Here is a 24,766-nt window from a genome sequence, read left to right on the forward strand (position 1 = left end):
TGCAGGCCTGCCGCTGCCGCTTCGGCGCCGGCCGTTCTTCCTTCGACGCGGCAGAGCGTCGCATCGATGCACGGGCACTGAGCCCGCTCCCACGCGCCGCCATCCGCGCCCGCACTCCTTCCATCACCGCGCCTTGACGGAAATGGCTCCGGTCACTCCGCGCATCCTGGGACCGCCGAAGCCCGAGCGGTGCGATCCGGCCTGAGCGTGCGTTCCTGACGAATCCGGTGTTCGGCGGGAGGGCGCCGTGCCGCCCGCCGTTTTCCGCGGTTGGCTTTTCATCTCATCCCGCGTGCCATGTGCAGCGCCGGCTATCCGCTGGCGTTCGCAGTGCTGCGCATGTTCCTTACCCAGAGTACCCAGAGGCGATCATGAAAAAACTGAATACACCCGTCGTTCACCACCTGGCCCTCTCCGCCGTGATGCTTGCCGCCTTGACGGCGTGCGGCGGTGGCGGAGACGGCGGCGGCGGCGCATCGCTTGGCGGCGCCGGCCTTGGCGCGTCGTCGACGCTCGCAAGCGGCGCGCAGGATTCGAGCAAGGCACCCGAGGACGGCGCGCCTTCGTCGCAGGAATCGGCCGTGGCCGCGGTCGACCGCTCGGTGAAGCCGATGGAGCTGCCCGACACCGTCTGGCCCATCAACTACAAGCTGTGGTTCAGGCCCGATGCGGCGCTGAAGACCTTCGTGGGGCGCGGCGACGTGGAGATCGAGGTGCTCAAGCCGGTGGATGCCATCGTGGTTGCCGCGCACAACCTCAAGTTTGCGAACGGCCGCACCACCTTGCGCAAGCTGTCGAATCCTTCGGAGGTGATCGCGCTGGTGCCCACGCCGCAGACGCTGGGCGACTTTGTGCAACTGCGGCGCAACGACGGGCAGATCGCCAAGGGCAAGTACCTGCTGCACATGGAGTGGGACGGCAAGATCCAGTTCTCCGATGCGGAATATTGCCCGCCCGAGGAGATGGCCCGCAATCCGTTCTGCTCGGCTGCGACCGGCGTCTTCAAGGTGGGCCTTTCCACGCCCGAGGGCGTGAGCAGCGATGCGATCGTGACGCAGGGCGAAACCAACTATGCGCGGCAGTGGTTCCCGGGCTGGGACGAGCCGGCCTTCCGCCACAGCTTCGAGATCTCCGCCGAGGTGCCGGGCGACTGGCAGACCGTGTCGAACGCCGCGCAGAAGTCGGCCGTCAAGCTGCCCGACGGCTACCAGCAGGTGTCGTTCGAGAAGACCCCGTCGATGCCGATGTACCTCGCGTTCTTCGGCGGCGGCAAGTTCGATGTTCTGTCGGACACCTTCAAGAGCCCGCTCGACGGCAGCGAGATGCCGCTGCGCTGGTTCACGCCGCCGGGCCGCTCCACCTGGGCCAACTTTGCGATGGAGTGGACCAAGGTGGCGATGGACTACTACTACAACTACACCGGCATTCCACTGCCGTTCAAGAAGTTCGACACCGTGGCGGCCAACGACAGCTACGACAACAAGCCCAACACAGGCTTCGGCGGCATGGAGAACTGGGGTTCGATCTTCGAGTTTGCCGACCGCGTGCTGACCAAGCCGGGCGAAACGCCCACGCTGTATTCGGTGACGGTGGTGACGCACGAGATCGCGCACCAGTGGTTCGGCGACCTCGTCACGCTCGACTGGTGGGACAACGTGTGGCTCAACGAATCGTTCGCGCGCTGGTTCGACCGCCGCACCACGATCAAATTCCACCCCGACTACTACAGCTTTTCCGACTACGTGCTCGACAAGCACACCGTGATCGTGGCCGACCTGAAGGACACGGCGGTGCCGGTGCAGCGCAACCTCAACGATGCGGGCTCGTTCGGCTTCATCAGCCCGTCGATCTTCGTCTACAACAAGGGCAGCCACGTGCTGGAGACGGTGCAGAACTACATCGGCGAGGAGGCGATGCAGAAGGGCCTGCAGATCTACCTGAAGGACTATGCCTTCGGCAACGCGACGCCGTCGCGGCTGTGGACCTCGCTGGAGAAGGCGAGCGGCGGCAAGAAGGTGGCGGACATCGGCGACAGCTTCATCCGCCAGACCGGCGTGCCGCTGCTGACGGTGGATGCGCAATGCGCGGGCGACCGCACCTTCGTGTCGATCAGCCAGGAGTCGTTCCCCAACCAGAACGCCTATCCGGCCTCGACCTGGACCATTCCCGTGACGCTGGCCTACGGCGACGCGATGGAGCAGCGCAAGACCTTCGTCATGGCCACCAGCACCACGCAGCTGGAGCTCCCGGGCTGCACCGCGGTGCTGGCCGGGCCCACGGGGCAGGACTACTACGTGAGCAACTACAGCACGCAGTCGTGGAGCGACCTGCTGGCCAAGGCGCAGAACTTTGCGGACAACAAGCCGCTCCTGCTGAACATCGAGCGGGACGCGTTCCGCCTGCTGTCGGTGGGGCGCATCACGCAGGGGCAGTACGACCAGATCAAGGGCGTTCTCAACCTGCCGACGACGCTGCTCGCAAAGACCGAGGCAAGCCAGCAGAAGATGATGGCGCAGGACGCGGGCGGCAAGGAAGACTATCCGCATGCGCTGCGCTACCAGGGCAACCTGAAGCTGCGCGAGAACCAGAAGCGCTGAGTCGAGGCCGCACGATCATGATGAACACACTCAACTGTGTTGCGGCCGGCCTGTCGTCGCTGCTCTTGCTGGCCGGCTGCGGCCAGCACGCCGAGCCGGAGGCGCAGCTTGTCGGCGTCTACGCCGTGAAGACGAACGGCGCGTTGCGCGAACTGGTCAAGATCGAGCGCCAGGGCGGCCGCTACATCATGCGAGACAAGGTACGCACCCCCGAGTGGAGCGAGCCGAAGATGCAGATGCAGCCGGTGACGCGCGAGCGCTGGAACCGGATCACCACCGACACCGCGAACACGGAGTTCGTCGGCGTGTCGAGCGACCAGCTCGCGATCTTCAAGGTGCCGCCGGGGTGGCAGAAGAACAGCTTCAAGACGGAGACCGGCTACTTCCTGTTCTATTCGCAGGGGCCGGTGGAGGCGTACAAGCTGTGATGCGGCGCCTGCGTTGAAGGGAGCGGGAGCGGGTTCATTCAGGGCGCGCTCCCGCCGACGGGGTACCTTGCTCCGCGAATGTCCTCCGGCCTTCGGCCTCCCCCTTAATTTCGCTGCGCAAGGCACCCCATCGACGGAAGCGTTACGCGGAGCGGTCGTTGATCAGCTGTGCACCCAGAGCGTGCCCAGGTGCACAGGGCATCGGGTGCTCCCCGCAGCGAAATCAAGGAGGAGGCCGCAGGCCGGGGGACATTCGCGGAGGGGAGTACCCGGTGGCCTGTGCACGCGCCCTGAACAGGACCGACGGCGCCAAGAACTACGGACGAGTAGAACCCGGCGCCACGATCGCCCCCTCGATGCGATGACGCCGAAGCGCATCGGCAACAAAGCCACTCGCCTTCATCTCCTCGACAAAGGAAGACAGCAGCGCCTGCGCCTCGGCACCGCGGCTCGCGGGCGTGCCCATGGCCTGCTGGATCACCATGAAGCGGCCGGGCAGCACGCGCACGCCCGGCTCGCGCCGCACCTCGGCTTCGAGCAGCTGGCGAATGCCGGCGGCCACCTCGACCGCGCCTGAACGCAGCGCCGCCAATGCGGCGGCCGCGCCCTGGAGCCGGACGATCTCGGCCTGCTCGATCTCGCGCGTGAGGAACAGGTCGTAGGCGCTGCCCGCGCCGACCGAGATGCGGTGGCCCTTTGCATCGACCTGCGCGTTGTCCGTGAGCGCTGATGGCTCGCGCACGAGATAGCTGCCTTCGATCAGCACATAAGGCGCGGTGAACAGCAGCCCTTCGCTGCGCGCCGGGTCGATCGCGAAGAAGCCGATGTCGGCCTTCTCGTTCTTCACCGCGTCGACCGATGCCGCCGCCTTCTCGAACACCACCAGCTCGATGCCCACGCCAAGCCGCCGCGCGAACTCGCGCGCGAGATCGATCGATACGCCCATCGGTTCGCCGGTGGCCGCGTCCTTGTTCGCGAGGATCGGGTTGCCGAGGTTGATCGATGCGCGCAGCGTGCCGCCGGGCGCGAAGGCGGAGACAAGGGCAGGGGCAATAGATGGGTTCATGGCGTGCATCGTCCGGGAAAGATGATGGACGCCAGTTTACTGAGCCCGGGCTGCCGCCTCAGCGCGCCGTCAGCGGCTCCAGCCCCGTCTTCGCAATGGTCGGCGCCGCCTCGGGCGAATTGAGATAGCGGATCAGCTGGCGCGCCGCGTCGGGCTGCTTGGAGGCGGTGGCAATGCCGGCCGAGAACACCGTCACCTGCTGCACTTCCGCGGGCAGGGGGCCGATGTAGTCGATGCCCGCGATCGGCAGCAGTTCGCTCACCTGCTGCAGCCCGAGCGCCGCGTCGCCGCGCGCCACCACCGTGCCCACGCGCTCGCTCAGGATGCGCTTGCTCTTGGGCTTGACCTGGTCCTCGATGCCGAGCTTCTTGAGCAGTTCGGTCTCGTAGTAGGTGCCGCTGGCGCTGGCCGAATAGGCGATGGAAGGCGCTGCCAGCAGCGTGCGCTTGAGCGCATCGACCGTCGAGATGTCGGGCTTGGGCGCGCCCTTGCGCACCGCAAAGCCGATCGACGAGCGCACCAGGTCGACCTGGCTGCCGGGCACCACCTTGCCTTGCGCCACCAGCGAATCGAGCGCGGGCCGCGCGAGGATCACCACGTCGGCCGGCTCGTTGCGCGAGAGCCGGCTCGGAATGGAATCTTCGGCATTGCCCATGGAGGCGCCATACGCCGTCTTGACCGTGCGGCCGCTGCTGCGTTCGAAGCCGGGGCGCAGCTCGTTGTACGCGGCCGTGAAGCCGCCCGAGGTCATCACGTGGATGTCGCCGGCCGCGGGCGGTGCGCTGCCGAGGCTGCCGCATGCGGCAAGAACGGATGCGGCAGCCAGCAGGCTGGCGCGGCGGGTCAGGCGGGCGAGCGAGAAGGTGGGGGTGGTCTTCATGGTGTCTCCGGATGAAATTCCCTCGATCGTAGGCAGCGAGGCTGTCAATCGGCCTTCAGCGCCTTCGGGGTAAACACCAGGGCCTGTGGCCCGGCTGGCAGAATCCGGACGGGCGGCACTGCTGCCTTTCACACCCATGACCTACCTTCGCAGCGTGCTCTTCGAAAGCGGCTCCGTCAGCTGCCAGCTGGCCACGCTGGAGACGGCCGAGCCCGGCTGGAGCCCGCCTTATCGCGTGCAGGGGCCGCGCCTGCTGCTGCCGCTGAGCCAGCGCTTCGAATGCCGGCTGGGCGCGGACGCCTTCGTCTGCGATCCCGCGGCCGCACTGTGGCTGTCGCCCGACGGGCCCTACCAGTTGAAGCACCCGATGGCGGGCCAGCGCAGCGTGGTGGTCACGCTCGTCGAAGACCTGGCGCCGGCGGGCCGGGTGTACCTGCCGCTGGGCGGCCAGCTGCTGCTGCGCCGATGCCTGCAGGCCCATGCGATGCAGGCGATCGATGCGCTCGAGGTGCAGGAGCATCTGGCCGGCCTGGTCCAGAGCATGCGGCCGGCCGACCGGCCGGCGCCGCCGAAGGTCCACCGCGCGGTCGAGCGCGCCCGCGACTACATCGCCGCGGCACCGGAGCGCAGCGACACGCTCGACGAGATCGCCAAGGCGGTCCATTGCTCGGCCTTCCACCTGGCGCGCCGCTTCCGCATGCACACGGGAACGAGCCTGCACGGCCTGCGCAACCAGCTGCGCATGACGCTCGCGCTCGACCGCCTGCGCGAAGGTGAGCCAAGCATCAGCGCGCTTGCGGCCGACCTGGGCTTTGCAAGCCATGCGCACTTCACGGTGGCCTTCCGGCGCGCCTTTGGCATGGCGCCGAGCCAGATGCGCACGAATCTGGAAGCGCGCCGCCTGCATTGACAGAACACTGCGGGCTTCGCATTCAACGGAGCCAACAGATGACGGTCAACGTGCGCCTTTCAGCCGGCCTGGCCGCCGGCGTGGCCTCGGCGCTGATCGCGGGCATCTGGCAGGTGGCCACGCGCCATTCGACCACCACCACCATCGCTCCGGCCGACCTGGCGATCCTGCGCTACGGCATACCGGCGATCGTGCTCATGCCCGTGTGGCTGCGCGTCGGCCTGCTGCCGCGCGGGGTGCCGCTGCGGTGGCTGACCGGGATGGTGCTTGGCGCGGGGCTGCCTTTCGGGCTGGTGGCGATGAGCGGCACCAGGTTCGCCCCGTCGGCGCACATGGGTGTCTTCATGGCGGGCGCATGTCCGCTCTTTGCCGCGGGCCTGGCCTGGATGTTCTGGCGCGAACGCCCGGACCGCGCGCGGGCGCTCGGCCTGGTGTTCCTTGCGGCGGGCATCGGCATGCTGGGGGCGGGCAGTTTTCGCGGCGTCGATGCCGGCGCCTGGCGCGGCGATCTGCTCTTTCTTCTTGCGGCCGCGTTGTGGGCCGGCTTCACGCTGTCGTTCAGGCGCGCCGGCCTTGGCGCATGGCAAGGCGCGGCGGTCGTCAGTGCGTGGTCGGCGATCCTGCTCGTGCCATGGCTGCTGTGGCGGGGCGGAACGGGCCTTGCCGATGCGCCGCTGCGCGACGTGCTGTGGCAGGCGCTGATGCAGGGTGCGGTCGCGGGCTTGCTGGGGCTGTGGATCTTCGGCGCGGCCGTTGCGCGCCTTGGTGCGTCGCAGGCGGCGGCGTTCGGAGGGCTGGCGCCGGTCTTCTCCGCGTTGGGCGGGTGGTGGTGGCTGGCCGAGCCCGCCACGGGCATCGACCGGGTCGCGATTGCCAGCGCCCTGATCGGCGTGACGCTGGCCAGCGGCGCCCGCACGCGCAGTGCGCGCGTGGAATCAACCGCGGGGTAGGTCGAACTCGCGCAGCATCACCGGCTCGATCGAGCCCTGCGCCGCCCGCCGGCGCACGGCCGCTTCGAGCTGGTCCGCGTACTGCGCGTAGATTTCCATCGGGTCGTCGCCTTGCGCGCCGGGGCGGAAGCGGTAGCGCAGGACGTCCTTGCTGATGCTCGCGCCCATGTGCTGGCCATCGATGAGCACCCAGAAGCGGACCGTGCCCGAGGCCTCGTGGAAGAAGGGTGGATCGACGGGGTCCGTCCCGGAAAGAGGCTGTTCAGACATGGCGTGTGTTCCGGTAGGAGGAGCCTCAGGATACGCTTCATCGAGTACCCTTTTTTCTCCGGCGCCCGGGCAGTGGCTGTTGGCCGTACCTCCTGTTGTCCTACACGGGCGCATACTCCGGCCAGCATGCGCCTGAGCCAATTCATCAAGGACAACATCGAACCCATCCTCGTCGAGTGGGAATCCTTTGCACGAACGATGATCCCGCCGGCGGAGACCATGTCCGTTGTCGAACTGCGGGACCATGCGCATGAAATCCTGCTGGCCATTGCCGGCGAAATGGAGTCGGCCCAGTCTGAAAGGCAGCGCGAAGCAAAGTCCAAGGGACTTGCGCTGCCGTTCCTCAAGGAGACTTTTGCCGCCGAACACGGTGGCCTGCGCCAGCGGGTGGGTTTCGACCTTTCCCAACTGGGCGCGGAATACCGCGCGCTGCGGGCCACGGTTCTTCGTTTGTGGATGGGACACGTCGGCACGGTCGATGCCGCGGTCCTGGAAGAAGTGATGCGCTTCAACGAAGGCATCGACCAGGGCCTTGCCGAGGCCATGGCCACCTATTCGGAGCACGTGGCCAATTCCAGGGACACCTTCCTGGCCGTGCTGGGACACGACCTGCGAAACCCGTTGAGCGCGCTCAGCTCCTGCATTCATCTTCTCGAACTGGCTGGCGAGGCGAGGCCCAAGGAGCGCACGCTCCAGATCGCCAGGCGAAGCATTGCGTCGATCAACGACATGGTCACCGACCTGCTCGAGTACACGCGCACCCGGCTCGGCCGCGGCATCGAAGTGGTTCCACAGGAAGGCGACCTGAGTGCGCTGTGCCAGGAGGCCTTCGACGAGGTCTGCGCGGCCTATCCCAGGCGGGAGCTCGTCGCCGAGCTTCCAGCCGATGTGGTGCTGATGTTCGATGCGCCCAGGATGCGCCAGGTCCTCACCAACCTGCTGAGCAACGCCGTGCAGCATGGAGACCCCGCCCATCCCGTGGCGCTGGTGATCCGGGACGAGGGGGCGCATGCGAGCCTGATCGTCAAGAACCAGGGAAGGCCGATTCCCCCCGATTCGATGCAGGTCATCTTCAACCCGCTGGTGCAGGTTGCGACACGCGAATCGGCGCCGCACGAGCGGCCCGCCACGAGCCTGGGGCTGGGTCTCTACATTGCGCGGGAGATCGTGACGGGGCACGGCGGCACCATCACCGTGACCTCCTCCGCGGCGGAAGGCACGGCATTCACCGTTCATCTGCCTCGCGGCGGCAAGCAGGCGACCCAGCCCGGCGGGTGATACCGACAGGCGCCGCGCAGCTATCCATTGCATGGCACCGGCGACTGGGCCGGCCCGCCATGAAGACTTTGGACTACAAGCCGGCTTTCCGGCCGTGTCTAGCTTGGCCTTGTCGAAACACCAACAAGGAGATTCCGATGAAGCTGACACGACGTATTGCACCGACCCTGGTGGCGGTTCTCATGGGCGCCTGCGTGGCCCCGCTCGCATTGGCTGCGGGCGGCGGCTCCGGAGGAGGCGGTGGTGGCGGTGCCGGGGGCGGTGGAGGTGGCGGCAGCAGCGCCGGTGTAGGCGCGGGCGTTGGTGCGGGCGCCAATGGCAATGGCGCGGGCGCGGCCAGCGGCTCCAATGCCTCGGCCAACGCGGCGACGCCGGCAACACCCGCCACGCCTGCAACACCGGCCACGGCCACATCGCCTGCAACGCCAGCCACGCCTGCGACACCGGCCACGCCGTCGCCGCAGTCTTCTTCTTCTTCGTCCTCGGCATCGTCCACGATGTCTGCTACGCCCGCGACGCCGGCCGTGCCGGGCTCCAAGGCCGACAGCACCGCGACGACGCCTGCGGTGCCTGCAACGCCGGCAACGAAGAGGTAGGTAACTCGACCAGGCCAGCTGCCCGCTGGATGGCTCGATCAGGCCAGCTGTCCGCTGGCCAGTGCCGCCGCGGCAGCGCGCGTCTCGACGCCCAGCTTCTCGAAGATGTGCTCGAGGTGCTTGTTGACGGTGCGCGGGCTGGTGCCCAGGATCTCGCCGATGTCGCGGTTGGTCTTGCCCTTGGCAAGCCATGAGAGCACTTCGGTCTCGCGCGGCGTGAGCGCCGCTTCGGCCAGCCGCGCCGACGGCTTGCCCGCGGCCCCTTCGCGCTGCGCCGCGAACAGCAGCATGGTTTCGCCGAGCGCCGCGGCGCCGAGGTTGCGCACCGAAATGCGTGCGCCTGCCGCCGTGGCCACTGCAATGGCCGCGCCGGGCGCAAGCGCGGGTGCGAGCGCGGCGGGCAGCAGCCCGGCGGCCGGCGCCGCATCGAGCGCATGCAGCCACAGCGCGGCTTGCGGCGAGCGCCATGCGATGCGCCCGCGCGCATCGACAAAGACCACGCCCATGCCGGCCACGTCGACCGCATCGCGCGCCATGCGCGTGATGCGTGCGTTGCGCGTGTGCGTGTGCAGCCGCGCGAGCACCTCCTGCGCGCGGATCGGCTTCACCACGTAGTCGACGCCGCCGCATTCGAAGCCCTCGACCACGTGCGCGGTTTCCGAAAGGCCGGTCATGAACAGCACCGGGATGTGCGCGAGCGCCGCATTGGCCTTGATGCGCCGGCAGGTCTCGAAGCCCGACAGGCCGGGCATCAGGCCGTCGAGCAGGATCGCGTCGGGCACCACCAGTTCGAGCCGCTGCAGCGCGGCCTCGCCGTCGGCCGCGACCAGCACGGTGTAGCCGCTCGATTCGAGCGTGTCGCACAGCATGCCGAGGCTGCTGGGGGCGTCGTCCACCACCAGCACCACGGGGCGTTCGGCTTCGTCAGGGGGCGAGAGTGTCTGCATCTTGTTCTGCGAGTGCCTTGCGGAGCTTGTCGAGTTCGAATCGGTTGGCCATGCCGCGCAGCCAGGTGCAGGTGGCCGCGGCCGGTGGGGAGGCGGCGGCGAGGCGGTCGAGCACCTGGTGCAGGCCGCGCATGTGGCCCATCTGCACCAGCCGCATCAGCTCGGCGCGGTCGTCTTCGGAGAGCGCGAGCTGCACCGGCCGCGGCGCCATGTCGACGGTGGGCGGCATCGCGTCGTTCGACGCCAGCCATTCGAGGCCGAGGTGCCGCTCCAGCGTGGCGATCAGCTGCGACTCGATGACCGGCTTGCCCACGAAGGCCTGGCAGCCCGCGGCGCGCAGCAGTTCGCCCTGGTTCTCGAACATGTTGGCCGAGACGATGATGATCGGCAGGCGGTCGAAGCCCGAGGCGCGCACCAGCGCCGCGGTCTGCCAGCCATCCATGTCGTCCATGGTGAGGTCCAGCAGGATCGCCGAGGGCAGGTTCTCGCGCAGGCTGTCGAGGCATTCGGTGCCGCTTGCGGCCTCGCGCACCTCGAAGCCCAGCGGCGCGAGCATGCCGGCCAGCATCTGGCGCTGCACCGGCTGGTCGTCCACCACCAGCAGCGTGCGGCGCGCGCCGATGTAGCCCGACACCGGCCGCCGTGTCTCCGCCTGCGGGCCGGGGTCGGCCACTTCGCGCAGGTACACCCGCACGCTGAAGGTGCTGCCCGCGGGCGAGGTGGCGGCCAGCGCCAGCTCGCCGCCCATCAGCGACGTGAGCAGGCCGGTGATCGTGAGGCCCAGGCCCGTGCCGGGCTCGCCGCGCCGGCGCCCGGCGGCGCCGCGCTCGAACGGAAGAAAGATGCGCTGGTGGTCCTGCGGCGCCACGCCGATGCCGGTGTCGACCACGTCGAAGCGCAGCACCTCGCGCCGCGCATCCACATGCAGCGTGACCGTGCCGCTGTCGGTGAAGCGCACCGCGTTGGCCAGCAGGTTGATGAGGATCTGGCGCAGCCGCTTGGCATCGGCATGCACCCAGGGCGGCAGCCGACCGCTGTGGGTGTAGACGAACGCCAGGCCCTTGTTCTCGGCCTGCGGCCGCACCATGTGCACCACCTCGTCCAGGAAGGCCGGCAGCGCGAGAGGGGCGGGCTCCAGCTGCAGCCGGCCGGCCTCGATGCGCGCCAGGTCGAGCAGCCCGTCGATCAGCCCCAGCATGTGCTCGCCGCTGCGCTGGATGGTCTGCACCGCTTCGCGCGGCGGCGCCACGGCTTCGCCCTTGAGCAGGATCTGCGAGTAGCCCAGGATGCTGTTGAGCGGCGTGCGCAGCTCGTGCGTCATGCCGGCCACGTAGCGGGTCTTGGCCTGGTTGGCGGCTTCGGCGGCTTCCTTCGCGGTCTGCAGCGCGGCGTCGGTGCGCTGGTGCGCCTCGATCTCGACGGTGAGCAGGTGGTTGTGGCGGTTCGATTCCTCCTGCGCCATCTGCCGGCTCTCGCTGCCCAGCACGATCCACCAGGCGGCCACCGCCGCCACCAGCGACAGCAGCGCAAACACCTTGAGGAAGGCGCTGCGCAGCGCCGGGTCCACCGCATCGGCGCCCACGATGGCCTCCTGCGCGTACACCACGCCCATCACCGTGGCCAGCAGCGCCACCAGCGAGGTGGCCACCATCAGGTAGTGCGCCACGCGAAAGTTGAGCCGGCCCGACAGCGCGGGCGGCAGCAGCGCCTGGAGCCAGCCGCTCATCTGCTCGGCCGCGCGCGAGTCGGTCTTGCAGCGGTCGTGACAGCGCGATTCGAGCGTGCAGCACAGCGAGCAGATCGGCGCGCTGTAGGCCGGGCAGTGCGCCATGTCCTCGGACTCGAAGCTGTTGTCGCACACCGAGCATTTCACGATCTGCCCCGGCGTCCAGCGCCGGATGTCGCTGCGCGCGAGGTAGTAGCGTCCGCGCGTGCGCCAGGCCAGCAGCGGCGAGACCACCAGCGCCGTTGCCAGCGCGATGAAGGGCGAGAACGCGCGCGCCCACTGGCCCAGCACGCCGGAGTACGCCAGCATGGCGAGCGCCGCCGCCACCAGCATCGCGCCCAGGCCGACCGGGTTGATGTCGTACAGGTGCGCGCGCTTGAACTCGATGGTGCGCGGGCTCCAGCCCAGCGGCTTGTTGATGACCAGGTCGGCCACCAGCGCGCCGACCCAGGCGATGGCGATGTTGCTGTAGAAGCCCAGCACATGCTCGAGCGCCGCGAACACGCCCAGCGTCATCAGCAGGATCGCGATGACCACGTTGAACACCAGCCACACCACGCGCCCCGGGTGGCTGTGCGTGAGCCGCGCGAAGAAGTTGGACCACGCCAGCGAGCCCGCATAGGCATTGGTGAGGTTGATCTTCATCTGCGAGACCACCACGAAGAGGGTGGTGATCGCCAGCACCCAGGCCGGATCGCGCAGCACGTACGAAAAGCCCGTGAGGTACATCAGCGTGGGCTCGACCGCGTGCCGGGCCGGAATCTCGTGCTGGAGCGCCAGAAAGGCCAGGAAGGCGCCGCCCATCATCTTGAGCATGCCCGGCACGATCCAGCCCGGCCCCGCCACCAGCACCGCGGCCCACCAGCGGCCGCGGTTGGCGGCCGTCTTCTCGGGCAGGAAGCGCAGGTAGTCGACCTGCTCGCCGATCTGCACCACCAGCGAGAAGGCCACCGTGGCGGCGGCGCCGAACATCAGCGGATCGAAGCTGCTGCTGTCGGAGCTGCGGCCCACCAGGCCGGTGAAGTCGGCATACAGCCCGGGCTTCTTCACCAGCACCGCGATGAACGGGCAGACGAACAGCACGATCCAGATCGGCTGCGTCCACAGCTGCAGGCCCGAGATGAGCGTGATGCCGCGCATCACCAGCGGCACGATCACGACCGACGACATCAGGTAGAGCAGCGGCAGCGGCCAGTCGAGGTACAGCTGCAGCGCCAGCGCGAGGATGGCCGCCTCCAGCGCGAAGAAGATGAAGGTGAAGCTCGCGTAGATCAGCGAGGTGAGGGTGGAGCCCAGGTAGCCGAAGCCCGCGCCGCGCGTGAGCAGGTCCATGTCCACGCCATGCCGGGCCGCGTAGTAGGAGATCGGCAAGCCGGTGAGAAAGGTGATGAGCCCCACCACCAGGATGGCCCACAGCGCGTTCGAGAAGCCGTAGCTCAGCGCAATGGCGCCGCCGATGGCCTCCAGCGCCAGGAACGAGGTGGCGCCGAAGGCCGCGTTGGCGACGCGGAACTCCGACCACTTGCGAAAGCTGCGCGGCGTGTAGCGCAGCGCGTAGTCCTCCAGCGTTTCGTTCGCGACCCACGCGTTGTAGTCGCGGCGGATGCGGAAGATCTTCTGGCCGGTGACGGGTTGCATGGTGGGGGCTTGCGGCAAGGGCGAGGGCGGCGGCATGGAAGGCAGCAGAGCAAGAAGCGCTCCCTGCGTGCTTTGCGCCCTTGTGCGCGGCTCGCAAGTCTGCAGGCCCGGGCGCTTGCGGCCGCTACGTTGAATGACGTATTCGCGCCGGCGCAGGTGATTTCTAAAGTACCAGCCATGGTGCTCGGGGCACCGTCCGACGCACTGCGATGGTGCGCGGCTCACCCTTCCAACAACCTGCCTGGAGTTTCCCGATGTCGCGTGATTCAGAAGATCTTTCCCTCGATGCCCTGGCATTGCGCCGCCGCCGGCTGCTGCAGGGCGCTGCCGCGCTGCCCGTGATGGGCCTGTCCGGCCTGAGCTTCGGCCAGTCGCAGTTCCCCACGGCCAAAGTCAACACCACCAAGCTCGCGGTGACCGACACCGAAGTGACGGTAGGCCAGCTGCACTCGTCCTCCGGCACCATGGCCATTTCGGAAACCGGCTCGATCCAGGCCGAGCAGCTCGCCATCGACCAGATCAACGCGATGGGCGGCATCCTCGGGCGCAAGATCAAGGTGATCAAGGAAGACGGCGCCTCCGATTGGCCGACCTTTGCCGAGAAGTCGAAGAAGCTGCTGGTCAACGACCATTGCGCCGCGGTGTTCGGCTGCTGGACCAGCGCCTCGCGCAAGGCCGTGCTGCCGGTGTTCGAGAAGGAGAACGGCCTCCTGTACTACCCGACCTTCTACGAAGGCCTGGAGCAGAGCAAGAACGTGATCTACACGGGCCAGGAAGCCACGCAGCAGATCATCTGGGGCCTCGATTGGGGCGCCAAGGAGAAGAAGGCCAAGACCTTCTTCCTGGTGGGCTCCGACTACATCTGGCCGCGCACCTCGATGAAGATCGCGCGCAAGCACATCGAGAACTTCCAGAAGGGCTCGGTCAAGGGCGAGGAGTACTACCCGCTGGGCCACACCAACTTCAACTCTCTGATCAACAAGATCAAGGTCGCCAAGCCCGACTGCATCTTCGCGGCGGTGGTGGGCGGCTCGAACGTGGCCTTCTACAAGCAGCTCAAGGCCGCGGGCATCACGGGCGACAAGCAGTTCCTGCTGACGTTGGCCGTCACGGAAGACGAGATGACCGGCGTGGGCGGCGAGAACTTCGCGGGCTTCTATTCGTCGATGAAGTACTTCCAGTCGCTCGACAACGCGAACAACAAGAAGTTCGTGGAAGCCTTCAAGGCCAAGTACGGCAAGGACGCGGTGATCGGCGACGTCACGCAGGCCGGCTACCTGGGCCCGTGGCTCTGGAAGGCGGCGGTGGAGAAGGCCGGCAGCTTCGACGTGGACAAGGTGGTGGCCGGCTCGCCGGGCATCGAGCTGAAGACGGCGCCTGAGGGCTACGTGAAGCTGGACGCGAACCATCACCTGTGGAGCAAGGCGCGCATCGGGCAAGGGCAGCTGGATGGCACGTTCAAGGTGGTGGCGGAGTCGGCGGAATTGATCAAGCCGGATCCGTTTCCCAAAGGCTACCAGTAACCCTGTCTCGCTCCCTCCCCTTCCGGGGGAGGGCAGGGGTGGGGGCAAGCGGCGCCACCCATGGGCACGCTCTGCCTGCCCCCATCCCAACCTTCCCCCGGAAGGGGAAGGAGCCAATACCCAACACCGGAATCGTTGCCATGACTCTGTCGGACATGATGAACATCGGCCTGATGCAGGGCTTCGCGGGGCTGAGCCTGTTCGCGGTGCTGCTGCTGATGGGCCTCGGGCTCGCGATCATCTTCGGCCAGATGGGCGTGATCAACATGGCGCATGGCGAGTTCATGACCATCGGCGCCTATTCGATCTACCTGGCCGCGCGCGTCACCGAAAGCCTGGCGCCCGCGTTCATGCCGTACTACTTTCCGATCGCGATCGGCCTCGCCTTCGTGTTCGCCTTCATCGTCGGCTGGATCGTGGAGTGGGTGCTGATCCGCCATCTCTACAAGCGCCCGCTCGACACGCTGCTCGCCACCTGGGGCGTGAGCCTGGGGCTGCAGCAGATCTTCCGCACCTTCATCGGCCCGAAGGAAGTGAGCCCCACGCTGCCCGAGTGGCTCATGGGCTCGTGGACGCCGCATGAAGGCCTGGACATTCCGATCAACGGCCTGTTCGTGCTCGCACTCACCGCGCTGGTCACCGGCGGCGTGCTGCTTGCGCTGCACAAGAGCCGATGGGGGCTGCGCGTGCGCGCCACCGTGGCCAACCGCACCATGGCCAACGCGACCGGCATCGACACCATGAAGACCGACCGCCTGACCTTTGCCATCGGCTGCGGCATTGCCGGCATGGCGGGCGCGGCCTTCACCACCATCGGCTCCACCGGGCCGACCTCGGGCTCGCTCTACATCGTGGATGCCTTCCTGGTCGTCACCTTTGGCGGCGCGGCCAGCCTGCTGGGTACCGTGGTCTCGGCCTTCGGCATTGCGCAGACGCAGTCGATCTCGGAGTTCTTCATGACCGGCTCGATGGCCAAGGTGCTGACGCTCTCGCTGATCGTGCTGATTCTGATGATGCGGCCGCAAGGGCTTTTCGCAGTCAAGGTGCGTCGTTGATGAACCCGAACCCTTCCTGGAGAACGTTCCGATGATGAATTTCATCAAGGCCTCGATCCTGCGCTACCAGCTCGGCAGCCTGCTGCTGCTGGTGCTGCTGCTGGCGGTCGTGCTGCCGCTGTCGCTCGACATCTTCCGCCTGAACCTCGTGGGCAAGTACCTCACCTACGCCTTCGTGGCCGTTGGCCTGGTGATGGTATGGGGCTACGGCGGCGTGCTGAGCCTGGGGCAGGGCGTGTTCTTCGGCATCGGCGGCTACGCGATGGCGATGTTCCTCAAGCTCGAGGCCTCCGACCCCGTCACGACCAAGATCCAGTCGACGCCCGGCATTCCGGACTTCATGGACTGGAACCAGATCACCGAGCTGCCCGCGCTGTGGCTGCCGTTCAAGAGCCTGCCGCTGAGCCTGGCGCTGGTGGTGCTGGCGCCGATGGCGCTGGCCTGGCTGGTGAGCTTTGCGATGTTCAAGCGCCGCGTGGGCGGCGTGTACTTTGCGATCATCACGCAGGCGGTGGCGCTGATCTGCACCGTGCTCATCATCGGCCAGCAGGGCTACACCGGCGGTGTCAACGGCATGACCGACCTGAAGACGATGCTGGGCTGGGACACGCGCACCGACGGCGCCAAGTACGTTCTCTACTACGTCTGCGTGGGCCTGCTGGTCGCGAGCATCGTGCTGTGCCGCTGGATCCAGACCAGCAAGCTCGGCACGCTGCTGCTCGCCATGCGCGACAAGGAAGACCGCGTGCGCTTCTCGGGCTACGACGTGTCCAACTTCAAGGTCTTCATCTTCTGCCTGGCGGCCGGGCTCTCGGGCATCGGCGGCGCGATGTTCGCGCTGCAGGTGGGCTTCATGTCGCCGAGCTTCGTGGGCATCGTGCCGTCGATCGAGATGGTGATCTTCTGCGCCGTGGGCGGCCGCATGAGCCTGGTGGGCGCGGTGTACGGCGCGCTGCTGGTGAATGCGGGCAAGACGCTGTTCTCGGAGAGCTTTCCGGACCTGTGGCTGTTCCTGATGGCCGGCCTCTTCATCGGCGTGACCATGGCCTTCCCGATGGGGCTCGCGGGCCTGTGGGAAGACACGATCACGCCGTGGTGGGCCTCGCGCCGCCAGGCCCTGCGCGATGCCGCGGTGAAGCCGCCGCCCGCCGCCGTGTCGGCCCCTTCACCCGTCGCCGTGCCGCAGGTCGAGCCCGTGCTGCCCGAAGGCATCGGCCGCCAGCGCGCCTGACCGAACCCGGAGTCCCATCCCATGAGCAACACCGACTTCGCACTCGCCGTGGAAGACCTCAGCGTCTCCTTCGACGGCTTCAAGGCCATCGACGACCTGACGCTGTACATCGACCGCAACGAACTGCGCGTGATCATCGGCCCCAACGGCGCCGGCAAGACCACGCTGCTCGATCTGATCTGCGGCAAGACGCGCGCGAGCGCCGGCAGCATCAAGTTCAAGAACACCGAGCTCACCAAGATGGCCGAGCACAAGCGCGTGCGGCTGGGCATCGGCCGCAAGTTCCAGACGCCGTCGATCTACGAGAACCTGAGCGTGTTCCAGAACCTGGAGGTGTCGTTCCCGAAGGGCCGATCGGTGCTCGGCGCGCTGGCGTTCAAGTGCGACGACGAGGTCAAGGCCAAGGTCCAGGCGGTGGCCGAGGACATCGGCCTGGCCGACAGGCTGCGCACCGAGGCAGGATTGCTGAGCCATGGCCAGAAGCAGTGGCTGGAGATCGGCATGCTGCTGATGCAGGAACCCGAGCTGCTGATGCTCGACGAACCCATTGCCGGCATGAGCGCGCGTGAACGCGAGCTCACGGCCGACCTGCTCAAGCGCATCTGCCGGAACCGCGCGGTGATCGTCATCGAGCACGACATGGCTTTCGTGAAGCAGATCGCGCACAAGGTCACCGTGATGCACCAGGGAAAGATCCTGGCCGAGGGGCCGATGGAGAAGGTGCAGGCGGACCCCAAGGTCATCGATGTTTATCTGGGGCACTAGATGAAGCGCTGTCTTTCAGGGCGCGCTCCCGCCGACGGGGTACCTTGCTCCGCGAATGTCCTCCGGCCTGCGGCCTCCCCCTTGATTTCGCTGCGCAAGGCACCCCATCGGCGTGATCGTCATGCGCAGCGGTCGTTGATCGGCCAGCACCACAGCCGCGCCCATCGTGCACAGGGCATCGGGTGCTTCCCGCAGCGAAATAAAGGAGGAGGGCGAAGCCCGGGGGACATTCGCGGAGGGAAGTACCCGGTGGCCTGTGCACGCGCCCTGAACAGCAGCGCAAAAAACAAGAGCACTAGAGGAACAACCAGATGAGCAACATCATGCTGAAAGTAGAAGACCTCCACGTAGCCTATGGCCAGAGCGAGGCCCTGCACGGCATCTCGTTCGAAGGCCATGCCAACGAAACAATAGCCGTCATGGGCCGCAACGGCATGGGCAAGACCACGCTGTTCAAGAGTTTGATGGGCGTGCTTCCCATCAAGAGTGGCCGCATCGAAGTGGCCGGACAGGACGTATCGCGCGACGAGAGCTTCAAGCGCGTGGCCAAGGGCATCGCCTACGTGCCGCAGGGCCGCATGATCTTTCCGACCCTCACGGTGGAAGAGAACATCCAGACCGGCCTCGAAAACTCGAAGACCAAACGCATTCCCGAAGAAATCTATGCGCTGTTCCCCGTGCTGTGGGACATGAAACGCCGCAAAGGCGGCAACCTCTCGGGCGGCCAGCAGCAGCAGCTGGCCATTGCGCGCGCCCTCGTCACCGACCCCAAGGTGCTGCTGCTCGACGAGCCCACCGAAGGAATCCAGCCTTCGATCATCAAGGACATTGCCAAGGCCCTCAACGAGATCCGCAAGCTGCGCGGCATCACCATCGTCGTGTCCGAGCAGGTGCTGAGCTTTGCCATGGACGTGGCCGACCGGCTCTTCGTGATCGAAGGCGGGCGGCTCGTGCACGAGACCGCGCGCGACAAGACCGATGTGGATCACATCAAAGCCTACCTCTCCGTTTAACCACAACCAACCCAGGAGCCACTGCAAATGACGGACACGCTGATCAAGGTCGACCTGACCAAGCCGCCCACCGAGAACGAGATGATCCACAACCGCTGGCATCCGGACATTCCGATGGCCTGCTGGGTCAACCCGGGCGACGACTTCATCCTCGAGACTTTCGACTGGACCGGCGGCTTCATCAAGAACAACGACAGCGCCGACGACGTGCGCGACATCGACCTGAGCACCGTGCACTACCTCTCGGGCCCCGTGGGCGTGAAGGGCGCCGAGCCCGGCGACCTGCTGGTGGTCGACTTGCTCGACATCGGCGCCAAGCAGGACAGCCTCTGGGGCTTCAACGGATTTTTCTCGAAGAAGAACGGCGGCGGCTTCCTGACCGACCACTTTCCCGAGGCGCAGAAATCCATCTGGGACTTCAAGGGCATGTTCACCAGCTCGCGCCACGTTCCCGGCGTCAACTTCGCGGGCCTCATCCACCCCGGCCTGATCGGCTGCCTGCCCGACAAGCCGATGCTCGACATGTGGAACGAGCGCGAAGGCAAGCTCATCGCCACCGATCCGGACCGCGTGCCCGGCCTTGCCAATCCGCCGTTCGCCGGCACCGCCCACATGGGCAAGATGACGGGCGAGGCGAGGGCGAAGGCCGCCGCCGAGGGTGCGCGCACCGTGCCGCCGCGCGAGCACGGCGGCAACTGCGACATCAAGGACCTGTCGCGCGGCTCGAAGGTGTTCTTTCCGGTGTACGTCGACGGCGCGGGCCTCAGCGTGGGCGACCTGCACTTCAGCCAGGGCGACGGCGAGATCACCTTCTGCGGCGCCATCGAGATGGCGGGCTGGGTGCACATGAAGGTCACGCTCATCAAGGGCGGCATGGCCAAGTACGGCATCAGGAACCCGATCTTCAAGCCGAGCGTGATCACGCCGCAGTACAACGACTACCTGATCTTCGAAGGCATCTCGGTCGACGAGGCCGGCAAGCAGTACTACCTGGACGTGAACGTGGCCTATCGGCAAGCTTGCCTCAACGCCATCGAGTACCTGAAGAAGTTCGGCTACTCGGGCGCGCAGGCCTATTCGATTCTGGGCACCGCACCCGTGCAAGGCCACATCAGCGGCGTGGTCGACGTGCCCAACTCCTGTGCCACGCTCTGGCTGCCCACGCAGATCTTCGACTTCGACATCAACCCGAACGCCGCGGGGCCGGTGAAGATGATCGACGGCAGCATCGACATGCCGCTCTCGCACGACCTGGCCTGACGGACGCGCCCATGCCCACCTACGACTACGCCTGCGGCCAGTGCGGCGGCTTCGAGGCGCTGCGGCCTTCGGGCCAGCGCGACGAGCCTGCCGCATGCCCCGACTGCGGATGCGCATCGCCGCGCGTGCTTTCGGCGGCACCACGGCTCGCGCTGATGGCGTCTGGTACGCGCCGCGCGATGGAAACCAACGAGCGCGCCCGGCACGAGCCGGGCAGCTCGCGCGACTACGCGCGCTTCAAGCATCCGGCGGGCTGCGGCTGCTGCTCGGGTTCATCGCCGCGGCGCAGTGCGACGGTGACGGCACCCAACGGCGCCAAGTCGGCGCCTGCCAAGCGGCCCTGGATGATTTCGCACTAATGCAGGCCTAACAATCCACGGCATGCAGCGGGCCGGCACCGGCTCGATTGTTTCAATCCCGTGAACGCCGCGATTCCGTTTGCCGCGGTTTTTTGAGGCACTTCAGGATCACACTTCATTTCACCAACCAACCCATTAGGAGATTGAAATGAATGCCTCGAAAGTCCTCGCTGCTGCTGCACTCTCGCTCCTGGCTGCCGCCGGTGCGCATGCAGAAACCTACGAAGGTGTGCTGACCGTGAACTCCGGCGTTTCGCGCGCCGAAGTCGCGCCGCAAGCCGTTGCCGCCGCCCGCGCCGGCAACGAATACGGCGACAGCGCCAGCGCCGGTGCGCAAGCCTTCACCTCGACCGCCGACCGCGCGACCATCCAGGCCGAAGCCGTTGCCAAGGCGCACGACCCGCTCGCAAGCCTCGACCGCCGCGCGTTCTACCGCGACGAAGTGCCGCAAGCCTACAAGAAGCCCAGCGTGTCGTTCACGCGCCAAGCCGGCCTCTGAGCCGAATCGCTCCCTTGATCGGCGCAATGAAGAACGGGCCCCCGACGGGGCCCGTTTTTCGCGTTCTCCGCCAGCCGTTCCTCATCCGATCCTGAATACCTTGGCTTGCCCGTTGCATCGGGCGCGCAGCAGATCGCCATCGATCTCGATGTGCGTCCAAGCCGCGAACACCCCGTCGCCGTCCAGCAGCTCGATGCTGTCGGCGGACAGCACCCTGTAGCGAAAGATCGGCGCGCATGCAGGTCCGTTCTTCTCTCCCAGGATCGCGGCGACCGTGCCGTCCGGACCGAAGCTGTAGCTCTCGGTGCTCGTTTCGCAGATGAGAGCCAGGCGGCGCCCGGCGAGCAGGGGTGTTTTCATCATCGACCGATCGTCCACCGCGCCTCACTCCCGCGTGAGCGCGAAGCTCTTCTTGATGCCGTCTGCGGCCGAAGGTGCCACCCACAGGTCGAATTCTCCCGGCTCCACCGTCGGCTTCATGTCGCGGCCGATGAACTGCAGGTCGTCCGGGCGCAGCGTGAACTCGACCACCTTCGACGCACCGGGCCCGATGCGCACCTTGCGGAAGTTCTTGAGCTCGCGCACCGGCCGCGTCACGCTCGCGGCGCGTTCGGCGGCATAGAGCTGCACCACTTCCTCGGCCTCGCGCTGGCCGGTGTTGGTGACGGTGGCGCGCACGCGCAGCGTGCCGCCGATCGGCAGCCGGTCCTGGCTCAGCTCCATGCCGTCGTAGCGCACCGGCGCATAGCCGATGCCATGGCCGAAGGGGTAGAGCGCCCGGTTCGTGGTGTCCACGTAGCGGGTCTTGAAAGCCATGGCCTGGTCGTAGTCGGGCAGCGGCCGGCCGGTGCGCTTCTGGCCGTAGTAGAAGGGCACCTGGCCGGACGCCTGCGGAAAGCTCACCGGCAGGCGGCCCGAGGGATTGAAGTCGCCGAAGACCACGTCGGCAATGGCGTTGCCGGTCTGCACGCCGAGAAACCAGGTGACGAGGATGGCGTCGGCATTGCGCACCGCACCCTTGAGTGCCATCGCGCGGCCGTTGCTCAGCAGCACGACCACGGGCTTGCCGGTGGCGGCCACGGCCTCGGCCAGGTCCTGCTGGGCCTGCGGAATGCCGATGTCGGTGCGCGAGCGCGCCTCGCCCGACATGCGCTCGCTCTCGCCGATGGCGAGCACCACCACGTCGGCCTCGCGCGCGGCGGCCACGGCGGCCTCGATGCCGCCGGCCAGCGGCGCATCGATGCCCGAGCCGCGCACCACCGCCAGCGCGCCCGGGTCGGCCAGCGCGGCGCGCAGGCCGTCGTCGATGCCCACGGGCGCCGCCTGGCCCGGGAACAGGCTCCACGCGCCGAGCAGGTCCTGCGTGCCCGAGGCGAAGGGCCCGATCAGCGCGATCTTGCGGCCCGCCTTGGGCAGCGGCAGCACTGCGCGCTCGTTCTTCAGCAGCACGATGGAGCGGCGCGCATCCTCGCGCGCCAGCGCGATGTGGGCAGGGTTGTCGGCCCGCGGCTGCGCTGGTGCGGCGTCGAGCCCGCGCAGCGGCTGGTCGAAGAGGCCCAGCTTCTGCTTGACCCACAGCACCCGGCGCACCGCATCGTCCAGGCGCGCCATCGGCACTTCGCCCGAGGCCACGAGTTCGGGCAGGTGGCGCATGTACAGGCCGCTCTGCATGCTGACGTCGGTGCCGGCCAGGAACGACTGCTTGGCCGCCTCGCGGCCGTCGGCGGCGTAGCCGTGCGCGATCAGTTCCTCGTCGGCCGTGTAGTCGGACACCACGAAGCCCTTGAACTTCCATTCGTCGCGCAGCACGCCCGTGAGCAGCGCCGGGTTGGCAATCGACGGAATGCCCGAGATCTCGTTGAAGGCGCTCATGACCGAGAGCGCGCCCGCGTCCAGCGCGGCGCGGAACGGCGGCAGGTAGACCTGGCGCAGCGTGCGCTCGGAGATGTCGGTGGCGGCGTAGTCGAGCCCGCCCTCGGCAGCGCCGTAGGCCGCGAAGTGCTTGGGCGTGGCCAGCAGCGAATCGCCGCGCGAGAGGTCGGCGCCCTGGAAGCCGCGCACGCGCGCGGCCGCGAACTGGTTGGCCAGGTACACGTCTTCGCCCGCGCCCTCGATGCCGCGGCCCCATCGCGCATCGCGTGCAATGTCCACCATCGGCGCGAAGGTCCAGCGAAAGCCGTCGGCGCTCGCTTCCACCGCGGCGGCGCGCGCGGTGCGCTCGGCCAGTTCGGGCTCCCAGCTCGCGGCCTCGGCCAGCGGCATCGGGAAGATGGTGCGAAAGCCGTGGATCACGTCGGCGCCGTACAGCAGCGGAATGCCCAGGCGCGATTCGCGCACGGCCACCTCCTGCAGCACCCGCTTGCGCTCCAGCCCCTCGTTGTTGAACAGGCCGGTGACGCGGCCGGCGCGCACGTCGTCGATTTCCTGCTGCGCGTTGCGCTGGCCGGCTTGCGGGTTGCCGGGAATGTTGGTGTTGGCGGGGCCATAGAGGCTGAGCTGGCCGACCTTCTCCTCGACCGTCATGCGGGCGATGAGCGATTCGATGCGGGCGTCCGCGCCCTTGGCGCCCTCGGCGGTGGCCGGGGCCGGGAGAGACGCGGGGGAGAAGAAAACCGAGGCCAGGCCCAGCAGGGCCGCCGCCATGGCGGGGATTCGAACGTGCATGGCACGCCATTCTCATGCCAAAGCGATGCCGCACGGAACGGCCGGGCTTTGACGGTAAGGCGCGGGCGCCTATTCGGCAGTCGCGCTGGCGTCGCGGGCCACCTTCACCCACTTGGTGGTTTCGCTGCCGATGAAGGCCTTGAGCTCGGCCGGCCGCATGTTGCCTGCTGTTACGCCTTGCTCCTCGAAACGCCTGGCCACGTCCTGCTGCTGCAGCGCGCGGGCGACTTCGGCGTTCAGGCGCGTGACCAGTGCCGGCGGCGTGCCGTGCGGTGCCATGAGTGCGAACCAGGTGGTCATGTCGTAGCCCTTGAGGCCGGCCTCGTCCAGCGTGGGCACGCCCGGGTAGGCCGGCGAGCGCTTCAGCGTGGTCACGGCCAGCGCATGCACCTTGCCGCCGCGCACGTGCGGCGCGGCCGAGGGGCTGGTCTCGATGGCCATCTGGATCTGGCCGCCGATCAGGTCCGCCATCATCGGCGCGCCGCCCTTGTAGGGCACGTGGGTGACGTCGGTCCGGGTCATCGAGCGGAACAGCTCGCCCGAGATGTGCTCGGTGCTGCCGTTGCCGGCCGAGCCGAAGTTCACCTTGCCGGGATTGGCGTTGATGTAGGCCACCAGTTCCGCCACCGACCTGGCCGGCACCTTGTCGTTGACCACCAGCACGTTGGGCGTGGAGGCCACGAGCGCCACGGGATCGAAGTCGCGCTGGAAGTCGTAGGGCAGGCGCTTGTAGAGGCCCGGCGCGATCGAATGCGCGATGGTGGCCAGGAACAGCGTGTAGCCGTCGGCCGGCGCCTTCGATGCGATGGCCGCGCCCACGGTGCCGCCCGCGCCGCCACGGTTGTCGATGATGACCGGCTGCCCGAGCGATTCCGAGAGCTTCTGGCCCATGGTGCGCGCGACGATGTCAGTGGTGCCGCCCGCCACGAAGGGCACGACGATGGTGATGGGCTTGGCGGGCCAGCCGTCTGCGAGCGCGGTCGATGCGGCCGCCGCCGAGAGCAGGGCGGCCATGCCGGCGCGCAGGAAAGAGGAGAGCGTCTTGTTCATCGTGATGGGTCTTGGTGTTGTCGTGGCTTTGAAGATTGCAGGGTCTGGGGTGCACGAGTTC

At 67.6% G+C, this 24,766-nt stretch carries 22 protein-coding genes; 14 read left to right on the forward strand and 8 right to left on the reverse strand.

Translation table 11 applies throughout. From position 1 onward, the window contains the following. Positions 1 to 371: 371 nt before the first annotated feature. Positions 372 to 2,597: a M1 family metallopeptidase gene (locus VPA02S_RS27490; RefSeq protein WP_018904658.1), complete on the forward strand. Its 2,226-nt coding sequence runs from the start codon at positions 372 to 374 to the stop codon at positions 2,595 to 2,597. 20 nt (positions 2,598 to 2,617) lie between these two features. Then, a complete protein-coding gene (locus VPA02S_RS27495; RefSeq protein ID WP_244883785.1) occupies positions 2,618 to 3,025 on the forward strand; it encodes a hypothetical protein in 408 nt (135 codons plus the stop codon). A 316-nt stretch (positions 3,026 to 3,341) separates the two neighbouring features. Here VPA02S_RS27495 and VPA02S_RS27500 read toward each other — a convergent pair whose 3' ends face one another. Together VPA02S_RS27500 and VPA02S_RS27505 are read right to left on the reverse strand one after the other, a co-directional pair. Next, entirely contained in the window at positions 3,342 to 4,091 is a 750-nt protein-coding gene (locus VPA02S_RS27500; RefSeq protein ID WP_018904656.1) for a transporter substrate-binding domain-containing protein, read from the reverse strand. Between the two features lie 58 nt (positions 4,092 to 4,149). After that, positions 4,150 to 4,971: a substrate-binding domain-containing protein gene (locus tag VPA02S_RS27505; RefSeq protein WP_018904655.1), complete on the reverse strand. Its 822-nt coding sequence runs from the start codon at positions 4,969 to 4,971 to the stop codon at positions 4,150 to 4,152. A 136-nt stretch (positions 4,972 to 5,107) separates the two neighbouring features. On the opposite strand from VPA02S_RS27505, the gene VPA02S_RS27510 reads away from it, so the two are divergent. Then, the gene (locus VPA02S_RS27510) at positions 5,108 to 5,881 is read left to right on the forward strand and encodes a helix-turn-helix transcriptional regulator (protein ID WP_018904654.1); all 774 of its coding nucleotides are present in this window, start codon (positions 5,108 to 5,110) and stop codon (positions 5,879 to 5,881) included. Between the two features lie 38 nt (positions 5,882 to 5,919). Beyond that, positions 5,920 to 6,831, forward strand: coding sequence for a DMT family transporter (locus tag VPA02S_RS27515; protein WP_018904653.1), 912 nt, complete (start codon positions 5,920 to 5,922; stop codon positions 6,829 to 6,831). Here VPA02S_RS27515 and VPA02S_RS27520 read toward each other — a convergent pair. Beyond that, positions 6,817 to 7,101, reverse strand: a complete 285-nt coding sequence (locus tag VPA02S_RS27520; protein ID WP_012748248.1) for a DUF1488 family protein — start codon at positions 7,099 to 7,101, stop codon at positions 6,817 to 6,819. The two genes, VPA02S_RS27515 and VPA02S_RS27520, sit on opposite strands and share 15 nt — an antisense overlap. 126 nt (positions 7,102 to 7,227) lie before the next feature. Between VPA02S_RS27520 and VPA02S_RS27525 the strand changes: the two genes are divergently transcribed. Next, entirely contained in the window at positions 7,228 to 8,379 is a 1,152-nt protein-coding gene (locus tag VPA02S_RS27525) for a sensor histidine kinase (protein ID WP_018904652.1), read from the forward strand. 137 nt (positions 8,380 to 8,516) lie between these two features. Beyond that, the gene (locus VPA02S_RS31880) at positions 8,517 to 8,975 is read left to right on the forward strand and encodes a hypothetical protein (protein ID WP_155247834.1); all 459 of its coding nucleotides are present in this window, start codon (positions 8,517 to 8,519) and stop codon (positions 8,973 to 8,975) included. Positions 8,976 to 9,013: 38 nt separating this feature from the next. Here VPA02S_RS31880 and VPA02S_RS27530 read toward each other — a convergent pair whose 3' ends face one another. Next, complete coding sequence (locus tag VPA02S_RS27530; RefSeq protein ID WP_012748246.1) at positions 9,014 to 9,922, reverse strand: response regulator transcription factor; 909 nt, start codon at positions 9,920 to 9,922, stop codon at positions 9,014 to 9,016. Then, positions 9,900 to 13,286, reverse strand: coding sequence for a hybrid sensor histidine kinase/response regulator (locus VPA02S_RS27535; RefSeq protein WP_230537791.1), 3,387 nt, complete (start codon positions 13,284 to 13,286; stop codon positions 9,900 to 9,902). The genes VPA02S_RS27530 and VPA02S_RS27535 overlap by 23 nt, the downstream gene beginning before the upstream one ends. 254 nt (positions 13,287 to 13,540) lie before the next feature. On the opposite strand from VPA02S_RS27535, the gene urtA reads away from it, so the two are divergent. The 8 genes from urtA (at position 13,541) to VPA02S_RS27575 (ending at position 20,991) form a co-directional block, all read left to right on the forward strand. Further along, a complete protein-coding gene (urtA, locus tag VPA02S_RS27540) occupies positions 13,541 to 14,809 on the forward strand; it encodes an urea ABC transporter substrate-binding protein (RefSeq protein WP_062366818.1) in 1,269 nt (422 codons plus the stop codon). 140 nt (positions 14,810 to 14,949) lie between these two features. Then, positions 14,950 to 15,864: an urea ABC transporter permease subunit UrtB gene (gene urtB / locus VPA02S_RS27545; protein ID WP_012748243.1), complete on the forward strand. Its 915-nt coding sequence runs from the start codon at positions 14,950 to 14,952 to the stop codon at positions 15,862 to 15,864. A gap of 34 nt (positions 15,865 to 15,898) precedes the next feature. After that, on the forward strand, positions 15,899 to 17,095 hold the full coding sequence (gene urtC / locus VPA02S_RS27550; protein ID WP_026284007.1) for an urea ABC transporter permease subunit UrtC: 1,197 nt from the start codon (positions 15,899 to 15,901) through the stop codon (positions 17,093 to 17,095). Positions 17,096 to 17,116: 21 nt separating this feature from the next. Then, entirely contained in the window at positions 17,117 to 17,860 is a 744-nt protein-coding gene (gene urtD / locus VPA02S_RS27555; RefSeq protein ID WP_012748241.1) for an urea ABC transporter ATP-binding protein UrtD, read from the forward strand. Positions 17,861 to 18,183: 323 nt separating this feature from the next. Then, positions 18,184 to 18,873: an urea ABC transporter ATP-binding subunit UrtE gene (gene urtE / locus VPA02S_RS27560; protein WP_026284006.1), complete on the forward strand. Its 690-nt coding sequence runs from the start codon at positions 18,184 to 18,186 to the stop codon at positions 18,871 to 18,873. A 27-nt stretch (positions 18,874 to 18,900) separates the two neighbouring features. Then, positions 18,901 to 20,133: a formamidase gene (gene fmdA, locus VPA02S_RS27565; RefSeq protein WP_018904647.1), complete on the forward strand. Its 1,233-nt coding sequence runs from the start codon at positions 18,901 to 18,903 to the stop codon at positions 20,131 to 20,133. Positions 20,134 to 20,144: 11 nt separating this feature from the next. Then, entirely contained in the window at positions 20,145 to 20,492 is a 348-nt protein-coding gene (locus VPA02S_RS27570) for an FmdB family zinc ribbon protein (protein ID WP_018904646.1), read from the forward strand. A 148-nt stretch (positions 20,493 to 20,640) separates the two neighbouring features. Beyond that, on the forward strand, positions 20,641 to 20,991 hold the full coding sequence (locus VPA02S_RS27575; protein WP_012748237.1) for a hypothetical protein: 351 nt from the start codon (positions 20,641 to 20,643) through the stop codon (positions 20,989 to 20,991). An 81-nt stretch (positions 20,992 to 21,072) separates the two neighbouring features. Here VPA02S_RS27575 and VPA02S_RS27580 read toward each other — a convergent pair whose 3' ends face one another. From VPA02S_RS27580 to VPA02S_RS27590, 3 genes are all read right to left on the reverse strand, one after another. After that, positions 21,073 to 21,351 carry a hypothetical protein gene (locus VPA02S_RS27580; RefSeq protein WP_155247833.1) on the reverse strand — a complete coding sequence of 93 codons (279 nt, stop codon included), beginning with the start codon at positions 21,349 to 21,351 and terminating at the stop codon, positions 21,073 to 21,075. Positions 21,352 to 21,375: 24 nt separating this feature from the next. Next, entirely contained in the window at positions 21,376 to 23,655 is a 2,280-nt protein-coding gene (locus VPA02S_RS27585; RefSeq protein WP_018904644.1) for a glycoside hydrolase family 3 N-terminal domain-containing protein, read from the reverse strand. A 69-nt stretch (positions 23,656 to 23,724) separates the two neighbouring features. Then, positions 23,725 to 24,705: a tripartite tricarboxylate transporter substrate binding protein gene (locus tag VPA02S_RS27590; RefSeq protein ID WP_018904643.1), complete on the reverse strand. Its 981-nt coding sequence runs from the start codon at positions 24,703 to 24,705 to the stop codon at positions 23,725 to 23,727. Positions 24,706 to 24,766: the final 61 nt, after the last annotated feature.

Source organism: Variovorax paradoxus NBRC 15149 (genome assembly GCF_001591365.1).
Classification (GTDB): domain Bacteria; phylum Pseudomonadota; class Gammaproteobacteria; order Burkholderiales; family Burkholderiaceae_C; genus Variovorax; species Variovorax paradoxus.